This window comes from Ralstonia sp. RL, assembly GCF_001683835.1.
Classification (GTDB): domain Bacteria; phylum Pseudomonadota; class Gammaproteobacteria; order Burkholderiales; family Burkholderiaceae; genus Ralstonia; species Ralstonia mannitolilytica.
Genome location: NZ_LWRX01000018.1, coordinates 12,817 through 32,804 on the forward strand (window position 1 = coordinate 12,817; position 19,988 = coordinate 32,804).

Annotated in this window: 21 protein-coding genes; 14 read left to right on the forward strand and 7 right to left on the reverse strand. The window is 64.4% G+C overall.

Annotated elements, in window-relative coordinates; translation table 11 throughout:
• Positions 1-6 precede the first annotated feature (6 nt).
• On the forward strand, positions 7-312 hold the full coding sequence (locus tag A6M56_RS02730; RefSeq protein ID WP_045785315.1) for a 4a-hydroxytetrahydrobiopterin dehydratase: 306 nt from the start codon (positions 7-9) through the stop codon (positions 310-312).
• Positions 313-330: 18 nt separating this feature from the next.
• On the opposite strand, the gene A6M56_RS02735 is transcribed toward A6M56_RS02730, so the two are convergent.
• Entirely contained in the window at positions 331-558 is a 228-nt protein-coding gene (locus A6M56_RS02735; protein ID WP_045785316.1) for a DUF3717 domain-containing protein, read from the reverse strand.
• A gap of 64 nt (positions 559-622) precedes the next feature.
• Between A6M56_RS02735 and A6M56_RS02740 the strand changes: the two genes are divergently transcribed.
• Positions 623-1,333, forward strand: a complete 711-nt coding sequence (locus A6M56_RS02740; RefSeq protein WP_045785317.1) for a response regulator transcription factor — start codon at positions 623-625, stop codon at positions 1,331-1,333.
• A 9-nt stretch (positions 1,334-1,342) separates the two neighbouring features.
• Positions 1,343-2,995, forward strand: a complete 1,653-nt coding sequence (locus A6M56_RS02745; protein ID WP_045785318.1) for a sensor histidine kinase — start codon at positions 1,343-1,345, stop codon at positions 2,993-2,995.
• A 7-nt stretch (positions 2,996-3,002) separates the two neighbouring features.
• On the opposite strand, the gene A6M56_RS02750 is transcribed toward A6M56_RS02745, so the two are convergent.
• A complete protein-coding gene (locus A6M56_RS02750) occupies positions 3,003-3,545 on the reverse strand; it encodes an SET domain-containing protein (protein WP_082062829.1) in 543 nt (180 codons plus the stop codon).
• 624 nt (positions 3,546-4,169) lie between these two features.
• Between A6M56_RS02750 and A6M56_RS02755 the strand changes: the two genes are divergently transcribed.
• From A6M56_RS02755 to A6M56_RS02770, 4 genes are all read left to right on the forward strand, one after another.
• Positions 4,170-4,448 carry an HU family DNA-binding protein gene (locus tag A6M56_RS02755; RefSeq protein WP_004628548.1) on the forward strand — a complete coding sequence of 93 codons (279 nt, stop codon included), beginning with the start codon at positions 4,170-4,172 and terminating at the stop codon, positions 4,446-4,448.
• Positions 4,449-4,591: 143 nt separating this feature from the next.
• Positions 4,592-5,539: a DUF2272 domain-containing protein gene (locus A6M56_RS02760; protein ID WP_102080431.1), complete on the forward strand. Its 948-nt coding sequence runs from the start codon at positions 4,592-4,594 to the stop codon at positions 5,537-5,539.
• Between the two features lie 112 nt (positions 5,540-5,651).
• Positions 5,652-6,476, forward strand: coding sequence for a class II aldolase/adducin family protein (locus A6M56_RS02765; RefSeq protein ID WP_045785320.1), 825 nt, complete (start codon positions 5,652-5,654; stop codon positions 6,474-6,476).
• 4 nt (positions 6,477-6,480) lie between these two features.
• Entirely contained in the window at positions 6,481-7,458 is a 978-nt protein-coding gene (locus A6M56_RS02770; RefSeq protein WP_045785321.1) for a 2-dehydropantoate 2-reductase, read from the forward strand.
• Between the two features lie 14 nt (positions 7,459-7,472).
• Here the strand turns inward: A6M56_RS02770 and A6M56_RS02775 are convergent, their stop codons facing one another.
• The 4 genes from A6M56_RS02775 to A6M56_RS02790 all read right to left on the reverse strand — a co-directional run bounded on the left by A6M56_RS02775 (position 7,473) and on the right by A6M56_RS02790 (position 12,718).
• Positions 7,473-8,489 carry a fimbrial protein gene (locus A6M56_RS02775; protein WP_102080432.1) on the reverse strand — a complete coding sequence of 339 codons (1,017 nt, stop codon included), beginning with the start codon at positions 8,487-8,489 and terminating at the stop codon, positions 7,473-7,475.
• Between the two features lie 109 nt (positions 8,490-8,598).
• The gene (locus tag A6M56_RS02780; protein WP_180964272.1) at positions 8,599-9,522 is read right to left on the reverse strand and encodes a fimbrial protein; all 924 of its coding nucleotides are present in this window, start codon (positions 9,520-9,522) and stop codon (positions 8,599-8,601) included.
• A gap of 310 nt (positions 9,523-9,832) precedes the next feature.
• On the reverse strand, positions 9,833-10,636 hold the full coding sequence (locus tag A6M56_RS02785; RefSeq protein ID WP_102080435.1) for a tetratricopeptide repeat protein: 804 nt from the start codon (positions 10,634-10,636) through the stop codon (positions 9,833-9,835).
• Between the two features lie 15 nt (positions 10,637-10,651).
• Positions 10,652-12,718, reverse strand: coding sequence for a bifunctional 2',3'-cyclic-nucleotide 2'-phosphodiesterase/3'-nucleotidase (locus A6M56_RS02790; RefSeq protein WP_102080946.1), 2,067 nt, complete (start codon positions 12,716-12,718; stop codon positions 10,652-10,654).
• Positions 12,719-13,027: 309 nt separating this feature from the next.
• On the opposite strand from A6M56_RS02790, the gene minC reads away from it, so the two are divergent.
• From minC to ppk2, 7 genes are all read left to right on the forward strand, one after another.
• A complete protein-coding gene (gene minC, locus A6M56_RS02795; RefSeq protein WP_045785325.1) occupies positions 13,028-13,786 on the forward strand; it encodes a septum site-determining protein MinC in 759 nt (252 codons plus the stop codon).
• Between the two features lie 31 nt (positions 13,787-13,817).
• On the forward strand, positions 13,818-14,636 hold the full coding sequence (gene minD / locus A6M56_RS02800) for a septum site-determining protein MinD (RefSeq protein WP_045785326.1): 819 nt from the start codon (positions 13,818-13,820) through the stop codon (positions 14,634-14,636).
• 14 nt (positions 14,637-14,650) lie between these two features.
• On the forward strand, positions 14,651-14,905 hold the full coding sequence (minE, locus tag A6M56_RS02805) for a cell division topological specificity factor MinE (protein ID WP_024977189.1): 255 nt from the start codon (positions 14,651-14,653) through the stop codon (positions 14,903-14,905).
• 13 nt (positions 14,906-14,918) lie between these two features.
• Positions 14,919-16,316, forward strand: coding sequence for a CoA transferase (locus A6M56_RS02810; protein ID WP_102080436.1), 1,398 nt, complete (start codon positions 14,919-14,921; stop codon positions 16,314-16,316).
• Between the two features lie 60 nt (positions 16,317-16,376).
• Positions 16,377-17,234: a 23S rRNA (adenine(2030)-N(6))-methyltransferase RlmJ gene (locus A6M56_RS02815; protein ID WP_102080437.1), complete on the forward strand. Its 858-nt coding sequence runs from the start codon at positions 16,377-16,379 to the stop codon at positions 17,232-17,234.
• 544 nt (positions 17,235-17,778) lie between these two features.
• The gene (locus A6M56_RS02820; protein WP_180964273.1) at positions 17,779-18,492 is read left to right on the forward strand and encodes an Imm52 family immunity protein; all 714 of its coding nucleotides are present in this window, start codon (positions 17,779-17,781) and stop codon (positions 18,490-18,492) included.
• 124 nt (positions 18,493-18,616) lie between these two features.
• Entirely contained in the window at positions 18,617-19,519 is a 903-nt protein-coding gene (gene ppk2, locus A6M56_RS02825; protein WP_045785330.1) for a polyphosphate kinase 2, read from the forward strand.
• 33 nt (positions 19,520-19,552) lie between these two features.
• Here the strand turns inward: ppk2 and A6M56_RS02830 are convergent, their stop codons facing one another.
• On the reverse strand, positions 19,553-19,843 hold the full coding sequence (locus tag A6M56_RS02830; RefSeq protein WP_102080439.1) for an acylphosphatase: 291 nt from the start codon (positions 19,841-19,843) through the stop codon (positions 19,553-19,555).
• Between the last annotated feature and the right edge of the window lie 145 nt (positions 19,844-19,988).

A 19,988-nucleotide genomic window follows, 5' to 3' on the forward strand; every position in this document is an offset into this window, starting at 1 on the left:
CCCATCATGATGCCCACGCTCAACGACGACCAACGCAAGGCCCTGTTTGCCGAGCTGCCCGGATGGCAGCTGCAGAAGGACCGCGACGCCATCCAGAAAACCTTCACCTTTGCCGACTTCAACGCCGCGTTCGGCTTCATGACGCGCGTGGCGATCAAGGCCGAGCAGATGAATCACCACCCGGAGTGGTTCAACGTGTGGAATCGCGTCGACATCACCCTGTCGACGCACGACGCAAACGGCCTCACGCACCGTGACGCCGATCTCGCCCGCTTCATCGAGCAGGCCGCCAGGACAACCGGCGCGAAGTAACGCCGCTGCTGCTGGCGCTCAGCCCTGCGTGGCCGCGCGCCACGCTTCATACGCCGCCCGCGCCTTGTCGCCCAATTGCTCCGGGGCGATGCGGGTGGCGCCTTGTACAATCATCAGCGCATACGGCTTGGCCAACGCCGACGCCTCGGCACACAGCCGCAGTTCCTCGCCCTGGGCGGGCGAACGGGCACGCCAGTAATTGATGGCGGCCTCCAGGTCGGTGATGGTGAGCAGGGCTTCGGTCATCCGCGCATTGTAGCGCTGCCAAACCGCACCGATTCCTTTTCCGCCGCGCTTTGCGGACCGCCCCATGCGCATCCTGCTGATTGAAGACGACCGCGCCATTGCCAGCGGCATCCATGCCGGACTGACGCAGGCCGGACACCGCGTGCATGCCGTGCATGACGGTGTCTTCGCCGCCGAGCAGCTGGCCCGGCAGACGCACGACCTGGTGATCCTGGATCTCGGCTTGCCGGGCATCGACGGCATGACGCTGTTGTCGCAGTTCCGCGCGCGCGACCGCGCCACGCCGGTGCTGATCCTCACCGCCCGCGACGGCCTTTCCGATAAGGTCAACGGCCTGAATGCCGGCGCCGACGATTACCTCCTCAAGCCCTTCGAAATGCCCGAGCTCGTGGCGCGTGTCGGTGCGCTGCTGCGCCGCCGCGGCGATCCTTCCGAGCCCGCGGCGCGGCCGGACATCCTGGTCGGGCGACTTCGCCTGAGCGGCGTGGAGCGGCGCATCTTTGTCGATGCCGCGCCGCTGGAGCTGTCGCCGCGAGAGTTTGCCGTGCTGGAACTGCTGATGCTGCGTCAGGGCCGCGTGGTCAGCAAGGTGCAGCTGCAGGAGCATCTGGCCAGCTTTGGTCACGCCATCGGCGAGGCGAGCCACGATGTAGTGGGCGATACGGCCATCGAAGTCTATGTGCATCGCGTGCGCCGCAAGATCGAACACTCCGAAGCCGAGATCGTCACCGTGCGCGGCTTTGGCTATCTGCTGCAGGCACGCGCTCCGGCGTAGCGCCGCATCATGTTCAAACGCCACCGGCCTGCCGCGCCTGCGCCCGCCCACGGCGCACTCAGCCTCCGGCTGCATCTGCTGCGGGCGCTGGCGACGCCGCTGTTCGGCCTCGTGGTCGGCACGGGTGCGCTCTCGTACTGGCTGGCGGCGCATTACACCGCGCAGGTATTCGATCGGGCGCTGGTGGGCGTGGCCAATACGCTGGCCGAGCAAATGCGCCTGGCCGGGCCGCACGTGCCGCCGGCCAGGCTGTACGACATCGCCCTTACCGCGCAGACGCTGGTGCAGAACAGCGGAGAAGACCGCATCTTCTGGCGCATTGCCGGGCCCGCGGGCACGCTGATCGGGCGCGACACGGCGCTCGGCTACGGCTCGGGACAGGTGCGCATTGGCGAGGCGCGCGTGTTCTACAGCTGGATCGACGGCAAGCAAGTGCGCGCCGTGCGCCTGCCCGTGCCGGGTGTGACCGCCGATGTGCCAAAGCCGGTTTCGCCGCGCCAGCCGGCGCCGCCCGATCCGGAAGACGACGTCACGCGGCCCGCGCTGGCGCCCACGCAGGCCCAGACGGCGCCCGCGTTCAATCCGTCCAAGCCGCCCGATGCGATGCAGCCCGACAACAGCATCGTCGTGGAAGTGGCCGAACTGCTGGACCACCGTGATGCGGCGGCCAAGGAAGTGCTGCTATCGGTATCGATTCCGCTGATCGTGCTGCTGGCCGTGGGCGGGCTGATCCTCTCGCTCGTGCTCAAGGAAGAACTGCAGCCGCTGCAGACGCTGGCCGATACGCTCAACCGGCAAAGCGCGCAGTCCGTCAGGCCCCTTCCCGCCGAATCGGCGGAGCGCGTGCCGGCCGAGCTGCAGCCGCTCATCAACGCCATGAATGCCTTGCTGGCGCGCCTGCGCGATGCACTCGAAGCGCAGCGCACCTTCATCGCCGATGCGGCCCATCAGTTGCGCACGCCGCTCACCGCGTTGAAGCTGCACGCCGATCACGCCGTGCAGGCCACGACGCTGGAAGACGCGCGCCCTGCCCTGCTCGAACTGCAATCGGGTGCCAACCGGGCCATCCGGCTGTCGAACCAGCTGCTGACGCTGGCACGGGCCGAGCCCGGCATGACGCTCGAGCAACTGGGGCCGCCGGTGCGCGTGGATCTCGTATCGCTTGCGTTCGATGCCGGTGCCGAGTGGGTGCCGCGCGCGCTTGCGCGCGGGCTCGACCTGGGCTTCGAGGCCTGGCCAGAGGAAGCCACGTCGCCAGGTTCATTGCAGGCCCCCGTGCTGGCCAACGCGGTGCTGCTGCGCGAAGCGATCAACAACCTCATCGACAACGCCATCAAGTACGTGCCGACCGGCGGGCGCATCACCTTGCGCGCGGGCATGGAAGCGGATGCGTCCTCGCGCTGGTGGGGTGTGGTCAGCGTGGAAGACAACGGGCCGGGCATTCCGCCGGAGCGGCGCGGCGAGGTGTTCCAGCGCTTCTTCCGTGGCGACGCGGATCACCGCCCCGGGCAGCCACACGGCAGCGGCCTGGGCCTGGCCATCGTGCACGACATCGTGCGCCTGCACGGCGGCCATGTTGCCATTGAAGACGCCGCAGCCCGCGACGGCTCCCGCGTGATGCGCATCGTGCTGCGCGTGCCGCTGGCCGGCGAACCGGGCTAGGCGCGGCTCACTTCTTCTTTTTCTTCTTCTCGGGCGGCGCCAGCATCGTGCCGCGGCAGTTCTTGGCGCCGCAGCGGCAGGCGAACTGTTCCTTCAGCGCCTTGGTCTGGCGGCCTTCGATGACGAGGCCGTAGTCGTAGAACAGCTCCTCGCCGGGTTCGATGTCGCGCAGCGCATGAATGAACACGCGGCCGTCCTTCTCGCGCGCCTCGCAGTTCGGCTTGCACGCATGGTTGATCCAGCGTGCGCGGTTGCCGCCGTACTTGGCGTCGATCACGCTGCCGTCTTCGAGGCTGAAGTAGAACGTGTGGTTCGGGTCGGACGGGTCATGCGGATGGCGGCGCAGCGCCTCTTTCCACGAGATGTGCTCGCCCTTGTATTCGATGATCTTCTTGCCCTTGGCGATGGGCGCCACGGCATAGACGCCGCGCCCGTGCACGCCCGATTGGCGCACCTCGATGCGGTCGCGGCGGCGCAGTTTGGCCGGGGCTTGCGGCGCGGACGGAGACTCAGCCGGAGCCGGCATGGCATCAGCAGACGTGCGTGTCATGGAGGTGCGGGGAAGAACGGAAACGTCGATCAACGAAGCCGAGAGCCTACACCAAAAGCATGGCAACCCGACACGTGCCGCCGCCCTGTCTCGCCGCTCGATGTGGATAACCGGGCCTGCGGCTGTGGATAACTACCGGCAAAGCCTGTTGGCTGTCTGTGGCTGCCCTGTCGATGGTGTGGGCACAAGTGACGCAGCTGCCGATGGAGCGTGGATGCAAACCAGCGATCCATCCACGCCGGGGCACACGCTGTACCAGCGGTTTTGCTTTCAACAAGTGCTTGAACCGGAAGCGATTTTCCGAGTTATCCACAGAAAGGGCGCGGCTTTATTTACTACTACTATCTGTATACATAAAGAAAAAGGTAAACCCATCGATCGACTTGCGTCGATCCTATCGACGAGCGAACACATCAGGCACAAGCCGATGCCTTCAACAGCCTGCCGATGTGATGGGACCGCCTCGCAATGCAAGCCCGATGCGGGTTTACGGAACCCGCTCGCGATACGTCGTTACAAAGCTCACGTGCCGGCGCCAATCGCATGCCGGTATCATGTCGCCCTTGGAGCCGCCCCCCGGAGGCTCTGATGTGTGTGTTATCTACTCTTGAAGGGAGTCAAGCAATGACGAAAACCGAACTGATCGACGCCATCGCCAGCGGCGTAGACGGTCTGACCAAGGCCAAGGCCGAGCAGGCACTGAACGTGACCCTGCAGGCCATCATGGAATCCGTTGGCAAGGGCGATGCGGTCAGCCTCATCGGCTTTGGTACCTTCAGCCAAGGTGAACGTGCCGAGCGCATGGCCCGCAATCCGCGCACCGGCGAAGAAATCAAGGTCGAAGCTGCCAAGACCGTCAAGTTCAAGGCTGGCCAGAAGTTCAAGGACGCCGTCAACGCCTGACGCAATGACGATCCTGGCGTAGCCAGCCCTGTCTGCTGCGCCCACGACGTGGCATGCCATTGCATGCGTGAATCGACCGCAGCATTGGCGTACCACGTCGGAAGGCCTGCCTCCCCGTCAGGCCATCCCTTCCCTCCTCTTTCATGCCCCGCCCTCTTCTGCGCAATTCGCTCGTTTTGCGTATTGCCCTGCCGATCGTCCTGATCGCACCGGTCCTTTGGTTCGCCGGCTGCACCACGCCGCCCGCGCGTCCGCAGGCCGAACCGCTGCCCGACAACGAAGTCGTGCAGACGCGGCCGGGCGCCACGCCGCGCGAGAAGATGATCGAGATCGCCCTCACCGAATGGGACCGGTGGGGCCGTCAGGTCGTGCGGGTGGGTCGTGACGATACGTATTGCGTGACCGGCGGCGGCTTTCCCGATCAGCCCCAGGGCCGCTGGCTGACGGCTGACGACCCCACCCCTGCCCCGGTGGACGAAGAACGGGTTGCCGACATGCCGCTGCCCAAAGCGGTTGCGACGCCCGCTGCTCCTGCTCCTGCCCCTTGCCTGCGCTATCCCGACGGCACGGGCGGTGAAGCCACCGCGCGCGGCTGCGTGCTGGCCAAGCGCTACTGGGCCATCGTCGGCAAGACGCCGAGCTGCCACCAGCTGACCACCGGCGGCTGGGCGTGGTCGGCCGTGTTCATCTCGTGGATCATGCGCAAGGCCGGCCTGCAGAACGACCAGTTCCTGACCGGCGCCACGCATGCGGAATACGTCACCGATGCGCGCGACCATCTGCTCAAGCATCCCGCCTTCGTGCTCGAACGCACGCCGGCCGTGCCGCGCCCGGGCGACCTCATCTGCACCGCACGCGGCGCCGATCGCTTCATGACGGACCCGGCCGAGATCCAGGCCGGCAGAACGCCCATGCACTGCGACCTCGTCGTTGAGGTGGACCCGGTGCGCCATGAAGTGAAATCGATTGGCGGCAACGTGCAGCAATCCGCGTCGATGAGCATCACCGAGTTGAATGACGCCAACCAGCTCGATCCGTACACGAATTCGGTCATGCAGTGGTTGGTGATCCTGCGCAACCAGTTGCCCTAGCAGACGGCAGATGTAACGTTGTTTGACGCCCGGCGCAAATTCATTAACATGTGAATCACTTAAGCGCCGGCAACCCGACCGGCGCATGGCCCCTGCGATCAGGAGACAGGTCATGACGGTGCTTTCGCTTTCACCCGACGCCGGATCGAGCATCCAGGCCCATCGTCCGGACTGGTGCAGCCCACATGAATGGGCCGCGCGCGTGAAGCTGGCGGCGTGCTACCGCATCTTTGCGCAGCTCGGCTGGACCGAGCTGATCTACAACCACATCACGCTGCGCCTGTCACCCGAAGATGGCCGCGCCGACGATGGCGGCCCGCATTTCCTCATCAACCCGTTCGGCCTGACCTATGCTGAGGTTTGCGCGTCGAACCTCGTGAAGATCGACCTGCAGGGCAATGCGCAGCGCGCGCCGGGTCAGCCGGACTGGCCCGTCAACCCCGCCGGTTTTACCGTGCATGCCGCCATTCACGCCGGTATTCCGGGCGCGCATTGCGTGATGCACACCCACACGACCGCCGGCATGGCCGTGGCCTGCGCGCGCGATGGTCTGTCGATCAGCAATTTCTATGCGGCGCAGCTGCACGGCAAGGTCGCGTATCACGACTTTGAAGGCATTACCGTGCATGCCGATGAAGGGCCGCGCCTGGTCAAGAACATCGGCGACAAGCCTGCCGTCATTCTGCGCAACCACGGGTTGCTGGCCTGGGGCGATTCGATTGCGCGGGCCTTTGCGGTGTTGTGGCTGCTCAACCGCGCGTGCGAGATCCAGCTGGCTTCCACGTCGATGGGCCCAGTGCTGGAGATTCCCGAAGCGATTGCGCGCAACTGCACGCGCGATTCGTTGCAGTTCAACCCGAATTTTGGCGCTGGCGAAGATGTGTTTGCCGCGCTCACCCGCACCATCGACCGCATCGACCCTTCCTACCGAACCTGATCACATGACACGCATTTGCATCGTGGGCGCCGGCGCGGTCGGCGGCTATCTTGGCGCGAAGCTCGCGCTGGCCGATCAACCCGTCAACGTGTTGGCACGGGGCGCGACGCTTCAAGCACTGCAGGCCGAAGGGCTGCGACTGACCGAAGACGGCAACACACGCTCTGTGCCGGTGCACGCGAGTGACGATGCGCATGCGCTTGGTGTGCAGGATGTCGTGGTCGTGGCCGTGAAGGCGCCGGCCATGGAAAGCGTGGCGCAAACCATCGGCCCGCTCATCGGCCCGGAGACTTCCGTGGTGGTGGCAATGAACGGCGTGCCGTGGTGGTTCTTTGATCGACCTGGCCCGCTGGAAGGTCTGCGCCTGCAATCGGTGGATCCGCACGGCCGCATCGCGCAGGCCATTCCAACGAAGAGCGTGCTCGGCTGCGTGGTGCATCTGACCTGCTCGACCGCTGCGCCTGGCCACGTGCGCCACGGGTTCGGCAAGCGATTGATCATCGGCGAACCTGCGGGCGGCACCTCACCGCGCCTCGATGCAATCGGGGCGCTGCTTGAACGCGCCGGTTTGCAGATCGAACGCAGCGAAGCCATCCAGCGCGACATCTGGTTCAAGCTGTGGGGCAACATGACGATGAACCCGGTGTCGGTGCTGACCGGCGCGACGTGTGACCGCATTCTCGACGACCCGCAGGTCAGCGCGTTTTGCCTCGCCATCATGGAAGAAGCGAAAGCGATCGGCGCGCGCATCGGCTGCCCGATCGAACAGAGCGGTGAAGAACGCAGCGCCGTCACGCGGCAGCTTGGCGCGTTCAAGACGTCGATGCTGCAGGATGCGGAAGCCGGGCGCGGCCCGCTGGAGATCGATGCACTGGTGGCATCGGTGCGGGAGATCGGTCAGCACGTCGGCGTGCCGACGCCGCAGATTGATGCGTTGCTGGGCCTGGTGCGACTGCATGCCCAGACCCGTGGGCTCTATTGAGCGGCCAGGCCGCGTTACTGATACGTGAGCGTGAAGGTCGCGCTGCCGTTGGCGATGCCCGTCGTAACGCTGTTGGCGGTTTGCACGTAGCGCGCCTTCAGCGGAATCGCATAATCCCCATCCGCATCAGCCACCTGCCATTTGAAGCGTTTGGCCAGTTCGATCGGTTTGTCGTCGTAGAGCAGCTGGATGGCCACCCCCGTGGCACTGGTCGAGCCAGCGTCCAGTTTCAGCATGCCCTGCGCGGCGTCATGTGCCGCCCCGTCCAGTTGCAGGTTGATGCTTGTGCCTTTTGCGCAGTTCAGCGGAATGCTGAAGGCCTTCGTCCTCGAAGGCGGCGAAGTGCCCGGGCCTTTGAACGCACTGATGGGCACGTCGCCGAGTTTCACCGGAATCAACGTGTTGCTCACCGTGCATGACATGACATCGACCTTGAATGAGCCGATATTGATGGTGGACTCAGGTGTGTGCCACAAGGTCTTGTTGTTTCGCAGGATGAAAGAACCCACCTGTCTTCCCGAAACCCACCCAGCGCTGATGCTTTGGGCCGTCTTGTAGAAGCGGATCAGCGCTTTGCCTTGTCGTGGGAGCGCGCTGAACATTCCGTTCACTGAGCAGTACATGTAGTGGTTCGGATTATCTGTCTCGGATCCGTTAACCCAGCGCATCAAGTTAGCGCATTTCTCCCATTTGTCATCCGACCCTGCCGTTATGCCAACCGCATAACCGATGCCTTCAACGTTCGTCTTGTAGATGCGCTTGCCATCGAAGTCTGCAACGTATGTCCCGTACGCCTTGATGCCGACCTCCTGCCAAGGCAGCCTGGGCTCCGTATTGGAGCACTTGAAGGTGCTCACCAGATCCGATGCCACCTCGGCAATGACCGAGCCCACGGGCAGACCACGCTGAATGGTCAAGTCTTTCGGTTGAACCGTGGTGCTGCTCGTCACGGTCTCGCAGGTGTAAGCAAATGCTCCCTGTGCCGGGATCAACATGAGCCCCGTCGCAAACCCGACGTACGTCGCACGCATGTCCAGATACCTCCTCTTTTCTGAAAAGAGGCATCTGAACACACCGACTGTAGCTTTTAGCTAGGACGAATCTGATAGCGCGCGTTCCAATGCACCACGCGAAGGGGCTTTACTGATACGTGAGCGTAAAGGTCGCACTGCCATTCGCAGCGCCGGGCGTGATGCTGCTGTCCGTCTGTACGTAGCGGGCCTTGAGCGGAATGGCGTACGTGCCGTCTTCGCTGGCCGTCTGCCACTTGAAGCTTTTCGCCAGCTCGACCGGCTGGTCGTCATACAGCAATTGAATGGCGACGCCCTTTGCTGGGTTCGTAGCTTCGTCCAGTTTCAACATGCCCTTCGTCGCGTCATACACCGTGCCATCGAGCTTCAGGTTGATGCTGGCACCCTCGGAACACGTGAGCGGAATGTCGAACGCCTTCGTCCGGGCGCTGTCGGGCCAGGTACCCACACCCTTGAATGCGCCAACCGGCACGTCGCCCATCTTCACATTGATCGCGGTGCTGCCCAGCGTGCAAGACACCGAGCTGACGTCAAACGCGCTGATGCTAATCTTCGCTTCAGGTTGGAACCACGTACTTAGATTGTTCTTCAAAATGAAAGAACCCACCTGCCTGGCTGTAATGGTGCCCGTACCCGTTGTCGCGGCCGTCTTGTAAAAGCGGATGGTCGCTTTGGCTGTCATCGGCTGAAAGCCGAACATGCCGTTCACTCTGCAATAGACCTTGTGGTCGACGTTGGTTGTTTCAATTCCGTCGACCCAGTAAGTCTTACCGACACACTGACTGGTTGGCGTTCCGGCAACGGCGTAGCCAATGCCTTCAATATTGGTGCTGTAGACGCGCTTACCATCGAAGTCGCCGACGTAGGTGCCAAAGGCTTTGACGCCGGTCTCCTGAAAGCTCAATCGGGGCTCGCTATTCGTGCATCTGAAGGTGCTTTTGACGTCCGACACAACTTCAGCAATGACGGAACCCACAGGCAAATCGCGCTGGACTGCCATGGCCTTGGGTTGAAGCAGTGTGTCGCTGGTCACCGTTTCGCAGCTGTAGGCAAAGGCACTCTTTGCCCCAATGCACAGCAGACCCGCTGCGAGTCTTGCGCACCATACGCGCATGTTTTTGCTCCCTGGTTATCATCGGGGCAACATAAAAACACATGCGTCAAACTCTGTGATTAGGAATCGTCTCATTCTGCAGCCTCCTGAGATGCAGACGTGGCGCTGCGTTACCACCGGCTGTCCAGCGTCGTGCAAACACGTCGCAATAGGACGAACACGATCCATCGCCATGCCAGCGAGGATCGTGTTGAGCCGGGAGGAACAGGAAGGCGGAGGACGGTAGCGCTTACGGCGCGAGCGCCGGATGCTTCAGCGCATGCGCCGTTTCGATCCACTGCTGGTGGTAAGCAGCGTCGTCCCGTTTGAGGCCGAGCTCGCCGTTCTGGTAGGCCATTGCCAGCGCCTGCACCGCTTCGGGCAATTCGTGTTCGGCCGCCTCCTGGTACAGCGCCAGGGCGCGCGCTTCGTCACGCGGCACGCCCTCGCCTTCGCGATACGCATTGGCCAGCATGAACATGGCCGATGGAATGCCCTGGTGCGCCGCGCGATCGAACCAGCGCGCGGCCTGTGCGGGGTCGACGGGCGTGCCATAACCACTGCGGTGCATCAGGCCCAGGTAATACGCGGCCGCCGCATCGCCCTTGTCGGCGGACTGGCGCAGCAGATGCAGTGCACGCGGATAGTCGCGCGCGATGCCGCCCGTGCCGAGCAACAGCGCCTTGCCGAGCGACAGTTGCGCGCGCATGTCGCTCGGCGCGGCAGCCTCGAGCCAGCGCATGCCTTCGTTGCGCAAGGTGCCGTCGTGCGCGTTGAGGAGTGCTTCGCCCAACGCCGATTGCGCAGGCACTGAACCGCTGCGTGCGCGTTGACGCAACTGCTGCAGCGCCTCGGGCGCCATCGCCTGCACGACCATCGCACGCCACGCTTCGAGCTGCGCGGCATCGACGTCGGGCGGGCGGCGCGTGTGCGACAGCCAGCCGCCCGCGGCCACGATCACCGCCAGCGCGGCAGCCACCGTCAGCATCGGCACCGATTGCCTCGGCGACCCGATGGCCGGCGCACCGGCCCACGCAGAACGAAGAGAAGGCATGGCCGGGGCTCCTGCTTACTGCGTCAGGTCGATCTGGTACACCGCCAGGCCCTTGCCCGAGCCGTCATCGGCCGCCACCTGCGTGACGTTCGTGATGCCCGCAGCCGTGGCATCGGCAATCCGGTTGGGTGCCGACGTGAACTGCACCTGCGCCACCGAGCTCGCCAGCTTCGTGAAGCGCCAGCTGCGCTGCGAGCCATTGGTGGCGCGCTTCACGCTGCCGATCTTCTTGATGTAGCTGATCAGCACATCGCGGTTGGCATCCGGCGACGCATAGATTGTCTTGCTGCCGTCCAGGCCCGGGAAGTTGCCGCCGCCGCTGGCGCGGTAGTTGTTGGTGGCGACGATGAACTGGCCGGCCGGGTCGATGGCCGCGCCCTTGTACTGCAGGTTCTTGATGCGGCTGCCCACGGGCTGCGTCACGTCGATTTCATACGTCAGGTCCGGCGTGGTGAACATGTCGAAGTTGTAACCCGGGAACGTGCTCACCAGCTTCTGCACCGTCGCGCTGTTGGGGTCGATGGTGTTGAAGCGTTTTGCGGCGGTTTCGAGCCAGTTCTTGATGTCGGCACCGCTCACCTTCACGGCGTAGACCGTGTTCGGATACAGGTACAGGTCGGCCGCGTTGTTGATCGCCAGCGGGCCGGCCGCCACATCGGTGAAATCGGTCCCGCCACCAAAGCCGCTCTTGAACGGCGCGCTCACCGACAGCACCGGCAGCGACGCATACTGCGGCAGGTTCGCCTGGATGTAGTTCGACACGTAATCGGCCTGCGCCTGGTTGACGATCTCGATCGCGCCCGGGTCGCCCACGTCGGCAAAGAACGTGCTCATGTGGAAGTCCGTGCTGCCCACCGGCGTCTTCACGTAGTTGATCGTCGCCTGGTGCTCGGCGGCGATGGCGGCGGAGACCGTGGGGTCGGCGGCCACATACGTCTTGTCGGCGTTCTGGATCGAGCGCGCTTCAACCGTGGTCTGCGTCTTGTCCACGTTCCAGGTCTTGCCGTCAAACGTCAGGCCGAGCTTGATGACGCCCAGGTGCTTGCCCCAGTAGTTCGCCATCACGGTCGGCACGCCGTTGACCGTGCCCTTGACCTTGTCCACGCCGGGCAGGTTGAACTGGCTCACCGTGCTGTTGGCATCGGGGAAGAGCTGGTGCGAGTGGCCGATCAGCATGGCATCGATGCCCGGCACGGTGGAGAGCCACCAGCTGCCGTTTTCCATCGTCGGCGAATACGTCGAGTTGTCGAGCCCGCCGTGCGAAATCGCCACCACGAGGTCAGCGCCCTTCGCACGCATTTCCGGGATGTACTTGGCCGCCGTTTCCTTGATGCCGACGGTGTAGACCTTGCCGTCGAGCCAGCGCTTGTCCCAGCTCGTGATGGTGGGCGGCGTAAAGCTGATGATGCCGACCTTGACCGGCGCGCTGACCGTGCTGCCGTCCGGCGCCGTGGCCGTCACCGTCTTGGTGATGATCGTGTACGGCTGGAACAGCGGCGCGTTGGTCTTCGCGCTCATCACGTTGGCCAGCACCTGCGGGAAGGCCGGGCCCGCGCATTTCTTCTGCGTGGCCGGATCGGGCAGGCCATCCACGTTGAACGTATTGCCCGTGACCTGCGACAGATACGGCAGGCCGTAGTTGAACTCGTGGTTGCCGATGCCGCCGCCGTCGTACTTGGCCGCGTTCATCACCTTGTAGATCGCCAGCGTCTGGTCGCACGTGACGGGGCTGACCATGGCCTGGTAGTCCGACAGCGCGGTGCCCTGGATGGTGTCGCCGTTGTCCAGCAGCAGCGTGTTGGGGAATTGAGCACGCGCCTGGTTGATGAGGGTGGAAACACGTTCGAAGCCGAACGAATTGTCGGCGGCCAGCTTGAAGTAGTCGTACGACAGCACGTTGGTGTGCAAGTCGGTGGTCTCCAGCACGGCCAGCGTGGCCTTGGTGCCGGCGGGTGCGGCCGTCGCGGCCGGCGTGCTAGCCCCGCTGGACGGGCTATCGTCACTGCCGCCGCAGGCAGCCAGTGACAGCGACAAAAACGCGGCAAGCGGCAACGCCGCCGAACACAACGGTCGGACTCGCATGAACTTCTCCCTGAAGATCTTCTTGTGGTCTGCGAACGGCAAACTGCGGACTACGAACTGCCGAGCGTGTGCGCGATCGTTTGCGCAGCACGAAAGAGCTGCGGGCTGGGCCGGGGCTCAGAAGCGGGGAGTATCGGAAGCGCGCATGACGGTGCCGTGACCATCGGATGACATTTGCGCGCGGGGCGGCGTGGCCGAAAAGGGCACCGGCCGGCGCTCTCGGCCAGACGGGGGATCGGCGGGGGCAAAAAATCCTGGACGTTTCGTCAACAACGTTAGAATGAGCCCATTTTTCCGCGTAGCCGTTCTATGTCTCAAAAGAAAGCGCCGCTGTTCGAGATCCGCAGCGGCACCGTCGATGCCCTGCTGCTGTCGCCGCGCACCGCCGACATGGACGCCCTGGCCGCCGAACTCACGCGACGCTTTGCCGACACGCCGGAGTTCTTCTCCAACGACGTGATCGCCATCGACGTGCGCCGCCTTGCCGAAGACGAGCGCCTGCCCATCGACCGTCTGGTCGAGACCCTGGCAGGGTTGCACGCCCGCGCGATCGGCGTGGTGGCCAGTCCCGAGCAGGCCGAGTGGGCACAGGGTTTTGGCCTGCCGCTGCTCGACAGCCACGGCCGTCGCCCGCGCGGCGAGAAAGACGCCAAGGACCCCGAGCACGCCCAGGCGTCCGATACCGCCGCGCCCGCCCCTTCTGCACCACCCGCCGAAGCCGTGGCCATGCAGCCCGGCACCATGATCGTCGACCGCCCGCTGCGCTCCGGCCAGCGCATCTATGCGCGCGGCGACCTCGTCGTGCTGGATCTGGTGAGCGACGGCGCCGAGGTGATCGCCGAGGGCAACATCTACGTGTATGCCACGCTGCGCGGCCGTGCGCTGGCGGGCGTGAAGGGCAATCTGGACGCGCGCATCTTCTGCACGTGCCTGGAGCCCCAACTGATTTCCATCGCCGGCATCTACCGCACCGGCGAAACCCCGTGGCCCGACGCCTATGCCAGCAAGCCTGCGCAGGTCCGGCTCGCGGACAACACGCTGGTTTTCGAACCGTTGCGGATGAAGTAACCGAGCGATTTAACTTACAGATATACGAGCCATGACCAAGATCATCGTAGTCACCTCCGGCAAGGGCGGCGTCGGCAAGACGACCACCAGTGCGGCATTTTCTGCCGGCCTTGCGCTGCGCGGCCACAAGACCGCCGTCATCGACTTCGACGTCGGCCTGCGCAACCTCGACCTCATCATGGGCTGCGAGCGCCGCGTGGTGTATGACCTGATCAACGTGATCCACGGTGAGGCCAACCTGAACCAGGCCCTCATCAAGGACAAGAAGTGCGAAAACCTCTTCATCCTTCCCGCCTCGCAGACGCGCGACAAGGATGCGCTCACGCGTGAAGGCGTCGAGAAGGTGATCGAAGGCCTGAAGGAAATGGGCTTCGAATACATCGTCTGCGATTCGCCGGCCGGTATCGAGTCGGGCGCGCTGATGGCGATGTACTTTGCCGACGAGGCCATCGTGGTGACGAACCCGGAAGTCTCTTCGGTGCGCGACTCCGACCGCATCCTGGGCATCCTGTCGTCCAAGTCGCGCCGCGCGGTGGAAGGCAAGGAGCCGATCAAGGAACACCTGCTGCTCACGCGCTACAACCCGAAGCGCGTGTCCGAAGGCGAGATGCTGTCGCTCACCGACATCCAGGAAATCCTGCGCATCAAGCTGATCGGCGTGATTCCGGAATCGGAGGCCGTGCTGCAGGCGTCCAACCAGGGCCTGCCTGCCATCCACCTCGAAGGCACGGACGTCGCCAACGCCTATCACGATGTGATCGACCGCTTCCTCGGCAAGGAGAAGGAGCTGCGCTACGTCGAATACAACAAGCCGGGCTTCCTGCAGCGCCTGTTCGGCGGCGGAAAATAAGGAGACGCACATCCATGTCGATTCTGTCTTTCCTGCTGGGCGAGAAGAAGAAGACTGCAACCGTCGCCAAGGAACGCCTGCAGATCATCCTCGCCCACGAACGCACCGCCAGCGGTGCGCCCGCCGACTACCTGCCCGCCTTGCAGCGCGAGCTGGTGGCCGTGATCTCGAAGTACGTGAAGATCGGCAACGACGACATCAAGGTCAACCTCGAGCGCCAGGACAACCTGGAAGTGCTCGAGGTGAAGATCGAGATTCCGCAGGCCTGATCTTCAGGACACCGTGCAACCCGTGACAGCCGCCGATGCGCTTGCCCAGCTGTGGGCGGCGCTCGGTCAGCCGGCGCAGGCGTTGTCGCGGGTCAGCCTGACGGGCGCCGAGCCCGCGCTCCCCTCATCCTTTGCGGTCGGCACGCTCGCGCAGAGCACCATCGCGGCCGCCGCCCTGGCCGCCGCGCACGTCGATACGCTGCGCACCGGGCGCGAGCAGACGGTGTCGGTCGACATGCACCACGCCGCGCTGGAGTTCCGCTCCGAGCGCTACTTCCGCGTCGACGGCCAATTGCCGCCCGAGCCATGGGACAAGATCGCCGGGCTCTACCGCTGCGGCGACGGGCGCTGGGTGCGCCTGCATACCAACTTCCCACATCACCGTGACGGCGTGCTCAAGCTGCTCGGCTGCGCGTATGACCGCGACGCCGTGGCCGCTGCATTGAGCCAATGGAAGGCCGAAGCGTTTGAAGACGCGGCGGCGCAGGCGGGCATGGTCGTCACCGCGGCGCGTACGTTTGAAGAGTGGGACGCGCACCCGCAAGGCATCGCCGTCGCCAGCCAGCCGCTGATGACAATCGAGCGCATCGGCGATGCGCCACCGCAGCCATTGCCCGCACATGCCCAGGGCCGACCGCTCTCGGGCGTGCGCGTGCTCGATCTCACGCGCGTGATTGCCGGGCCCGTCTGCGGGCGGACGCTCGCCGCGCATGGGGCCGATGTGCTGCTCGTCACGGGGCCGCATCTGCCCGCCATCCCTCCGCTGGTGATCGACACCGGGCGCGGCAAGCGCTCCGCGCAACTCGATTTGCACGATGCAGCCGCTGCCCAGCAACTCCGCACGCTGCTGCGCGACGCCGATATCTTCGTGCAGGGCTATCGACCGGGCGGCCTGGCGGCGCTGCAGTTTGGTCCCGAGCAGGTTGCCGCACTGCGCCCCGGCATCGTCTACGTCAGCCTGTGTGCATACGGCTATGACGGCCCGTGGGCCAATCGCCGAGGCTTCGACTCGCTCGTGCAGACCGCCAGCGGTTTCAACTGGGCGGAAGCCCAGGCGGCGGGCGACGCCAGGCCGCGTGCATTGCCCGCGCAGGCACTGGACCACGGCGCCGGCTATCTGATGGCCGCCGGCGCGATGGCAGCGCTTGCGCGCCGCATGACCGAAGGGGGGAGCTGGCACGTGCGCGTGTCGCTCGCGCAGACGGCGCACTGGCTGCGCGGCTTCGGCCGCGTCTCCAACGGCTTTGACGCGGCCGACCCGCGCTACGAAGACATCGGCGCGTACCTCGAGACGACGCCGTCCGGCTTCGGCGCCCTCACGGCGTTGCGCCACGCGGGGCAGCTTTCCGACACGCCGCCGCACTGGGCGCTGCCCAGCGTCCCGCTGGGGACGCACCCGGCGCGGTGGTAGGATTCGCGCCTACCGTTTTCTCTGCCCGCGCCTGATACTCCGGGCGCACATGGCCCGCCGATGCTCAGTTACCGCCACGCCTTCCACGCCGGCAATCACGCCGATGTCCTCAAGCACGCTGTGCTTGTGCAGATGCTCGATTACCTCACGCAGAAGGACAAGCCGTTCTGGTACATCGACACGCATGCTGGTGCCGGCCTCTACGCGCTGGATCACGAATGGGCGCAGAAGAAGGCCGAATTCGATACCGGCATCGGCCCCTTGTGGCGCGCGGCCGAAGGCGGTGAAACGCTGCCGCCGTTGCTCGATGCGTACCTCGATCAGGTGCGCGAACTGAACCCGAACGGCGCACTCCGGCACTACCCCGGATCGCCGTGGCTGGCGTGGCAGATGCTGCGCGACGCCGATCGCCTGCGCCTGTTCGAGCTGCACAGCTCCGAAATCAAGGTGCTGTCCAACAACTTCCGCGGTGCAGGCCGCAAGGTCATGCTGTACGACGGCGACGGCTTTGCCGGCATCAAGGCGATCCTGCCGCCGCCGCCGCGCCGCGCGCTGGTGCTGATCGACCCGTCCTTCGAAGACAAGCACGACTACGCCCGCACCGTGCAGGCCGTGCAGGACAGCCTGCAGCGCTTTGCCACCGGCATGTATGCGATCTGGTATCCGCAGGTGCAGCGGCGTGAAGCGGCGCAGTTTCCGGCGCGCCTGAAGCAGTTGCGACTCACGGACTGGCTGCACGTCACGCTCACCGTCAGGCGCCCCGTCGAAGGCGGCCTGGGCCTGCACGGCAGCGGCATGTTCATCGTCAACCCGCCGTGGACGCTCAAGGCGCAACTGCAGGAAGCCCTGCCCACGCTGGTGCGCCTGCTCGGCCAGGACGACGGCGCCAAGTTCATGCTGGAAGGCGAATCCAGTTAAGCCATTGGGCGGTGTGACGCCCCGCGTCCCTAGCCATCGTCAAGCGCCGTCTGCGCTGGTACGACGCCAGCGCAGTTCTCCAAATCCACCGCCACCCAGGGCGATGCGCGGGGCCGCCTGCGTGACCCCGCACACCACTGGAGCGCACCGTCCGCGTGGTTTGCGTCGCGTGAATCTCCCCACGCAACCGCACCATCCAGCGCCCTTCCGTTTGGCCGCCTGCTGCGTCTGGCTGCTACCTCGCGAATCTCTCAGCTGACACGTCGCGCAAACTCGCTGGAGAAGACCCGCGTGGAGAGAACGACCTCACCATTGGCGAACGGGAAAACCCAAACGCCCTACCGCCACGTGTGGCCGCGTTTGCATCTGCCGGTGGCGGCGCGCTGTGACGCGCGCATTTCCGCGTGAATTGACAACGTTTGACGGAAAGCCGGCTGCATAAGACCTAACGTTGGATCCGGTTGCACCCGACAAAGACGTGGAAGATGCATTAAATAAGAACAGTGGTTCAAATGGATCATTCTAACGAGCGATGAGCGATGAAATGAAATTCAAAAATTACAGAGTGAGCTGTATCTGGGGGGCGCGCCTGCAAAGCGCTGGAGAGTGTGCCGCTCAGATAAAAGATTTTGTTGGGATTGTGCGGGAAATTCTTCCGGAATTTACCTGGTATTACGACGACTATCGATCGAGGTTCTTTGAATTTCCAGATGACATATCTGAGATTAATAAAAAAGTAATTTCTCCGGTAAATGGAGATAGAAAAGGCGTTCCACTGGATAGAACTTATCCGGAGGTTGGTTTCAGCGCACTTTTATTCAGTTCGAAAAATAATTGTGCAGCAATTCATGCCGGGCTGGGACGTGCCGGCGAAGATGCTTCTAACAATGCGGAAGTCGATTTCCCCAACAAAGGCCCAATCGCCGAAACAATCCTCAACGCCTCCACGCTTGAACGACTGTTCGTCGCCTCCGTGAAGTGCTGGAAGCCGGATTGGGCCTGGATCGACCACACCGACATTAACGACACCGATTTTTCGGTGCCGCCGGTATATTGGTTCGTCTATGGCAACAAGCCAAAGGAGAGCGTGCCATCGTTGCCGGCGCCTGTTGAGGTTCATGCTATCGATTCGCTGGGCACATACATCGTTACGACGCGCGAACTGTACGACCGCACGATCCCTGCGCATCGAGACACAAGTGAAGCGGTAAAGCAGCGGCTGCGGGATGCGAACTGGCTGCCACCTCCAGCTGGCTGAGAGCCCACATGTCACTCCCCTGCCACATGCCCGTGCTACCTAGTCGGGCTTAGACTTGCACTGCGCTGTCCGTGCGCAGCGCCCCTCCCGGCACTCTCGGCAAGATCGGCAGGAGCAACACACCATGAGCGAACGCGACGCAGCGCGTCAGGCGCGCCTGCAGGAAGACCTCCTCGACACGCTGGACGAGGAGCTGGAGATGGAAATCGACGACCACCTGCTCGGCGGCGGCGAGGGCATCAGCGAGGAAGCCCGCGAAACGCGGCGCATGTACTTCCGCGAGCTGTTCCGCCTGCAGGGCGAACTCGTCAAGCTGCAGGACTGGGTGATCGAGACCGGCCACCGGCTCGTCGTGATCTTCGAGGGCCGCGACGCCGCCGGCAAGGGCGGCGCCATCAAGCGCATCACGCAGCGGCTCAACCCGCGCGTGTGCCGCGTGGCCGCGCTGCCGGCGCCCACCAACCGCGAACGCACGCAGTGGTATTTCCAGCGCTACGTAGCGCATCTGCCCGCCGCCGGCGAGATCGTCCTGTTCGATCGCAGCTGGTACAACCGCGCCGGCGTCGAACGCGTGATGGGCTTTTGCACCGACGAGGAATACGAAGAGTTCTTCCGCTCGGTGCCGGAGTTCGAAAAGATGCTCGTGCGCTCCGGCATCCAGATCGTCAAGTACTGGTTCTCCGTTACGGATGAAGAGCAGGAAGTGCGGTTCCAGAGCCGCATCGACGATCCGCTCAAGCAGTGGAAGCTGAGCCCGATGGACCTGGAGAGCCGCCGCCGCTGGGAAGCCTATACACAGGCCAAGGAGGCGATGCTCGAGCGCTCGCACATTCCGGAATCGCCGTGGTGGGTGGTGCTGGCCGACGACAAGAAGCGCGCGCGCCTGAACTGCATCCACCATCTGCTGGGCCAGGTGCCGTATCACCCCGTGCCGCATCCGGCGGTGGTGCTGCCCGAGCGGGTGTATCACGCGGAATACATCCGCCACCCCGTGCCGGAAGAGATGATCGTTCCGAACGTCTACTGACCCGCCGCCGGCCTGCCCCGCGGCCGGCGCCGCTCATAGGGTCGGACGCACCTCGAAGCCGGGCGGCAGGGTTTCGCCATGGGCGGCGCTGGCCACCTCGACTTGCGTGACCTGCGCGGCGTCGGGCCCTTCCCACATCCATTCGCGCATGCGGAGCACGTTCGGCGCGGGGCCCGCCAGGAATGCCTCGACCGTCCCGTCTCGGCGGTTGCGCACCCAGCCGCGCAGGCCGAGCGCGCGGGCCCGCTCGGCGCAGGCCGCGCGATAGCCGACGCCCTGGACGCGGCCCTGTACGGTAACGATCACTTGCGCAATGGCGGACATGGAGGCTCTCCGGGGCAAAAACGCAGGCGATGTGTTGGGCGGAGCATGACAAGGCCGGGTTGTCGCATCTCTGTCACATTTCTGGAATGTGACGTCGTCAGACTGACAACCGCGCGGCGGGGTCCGACGTTACGCAAGGTAAACT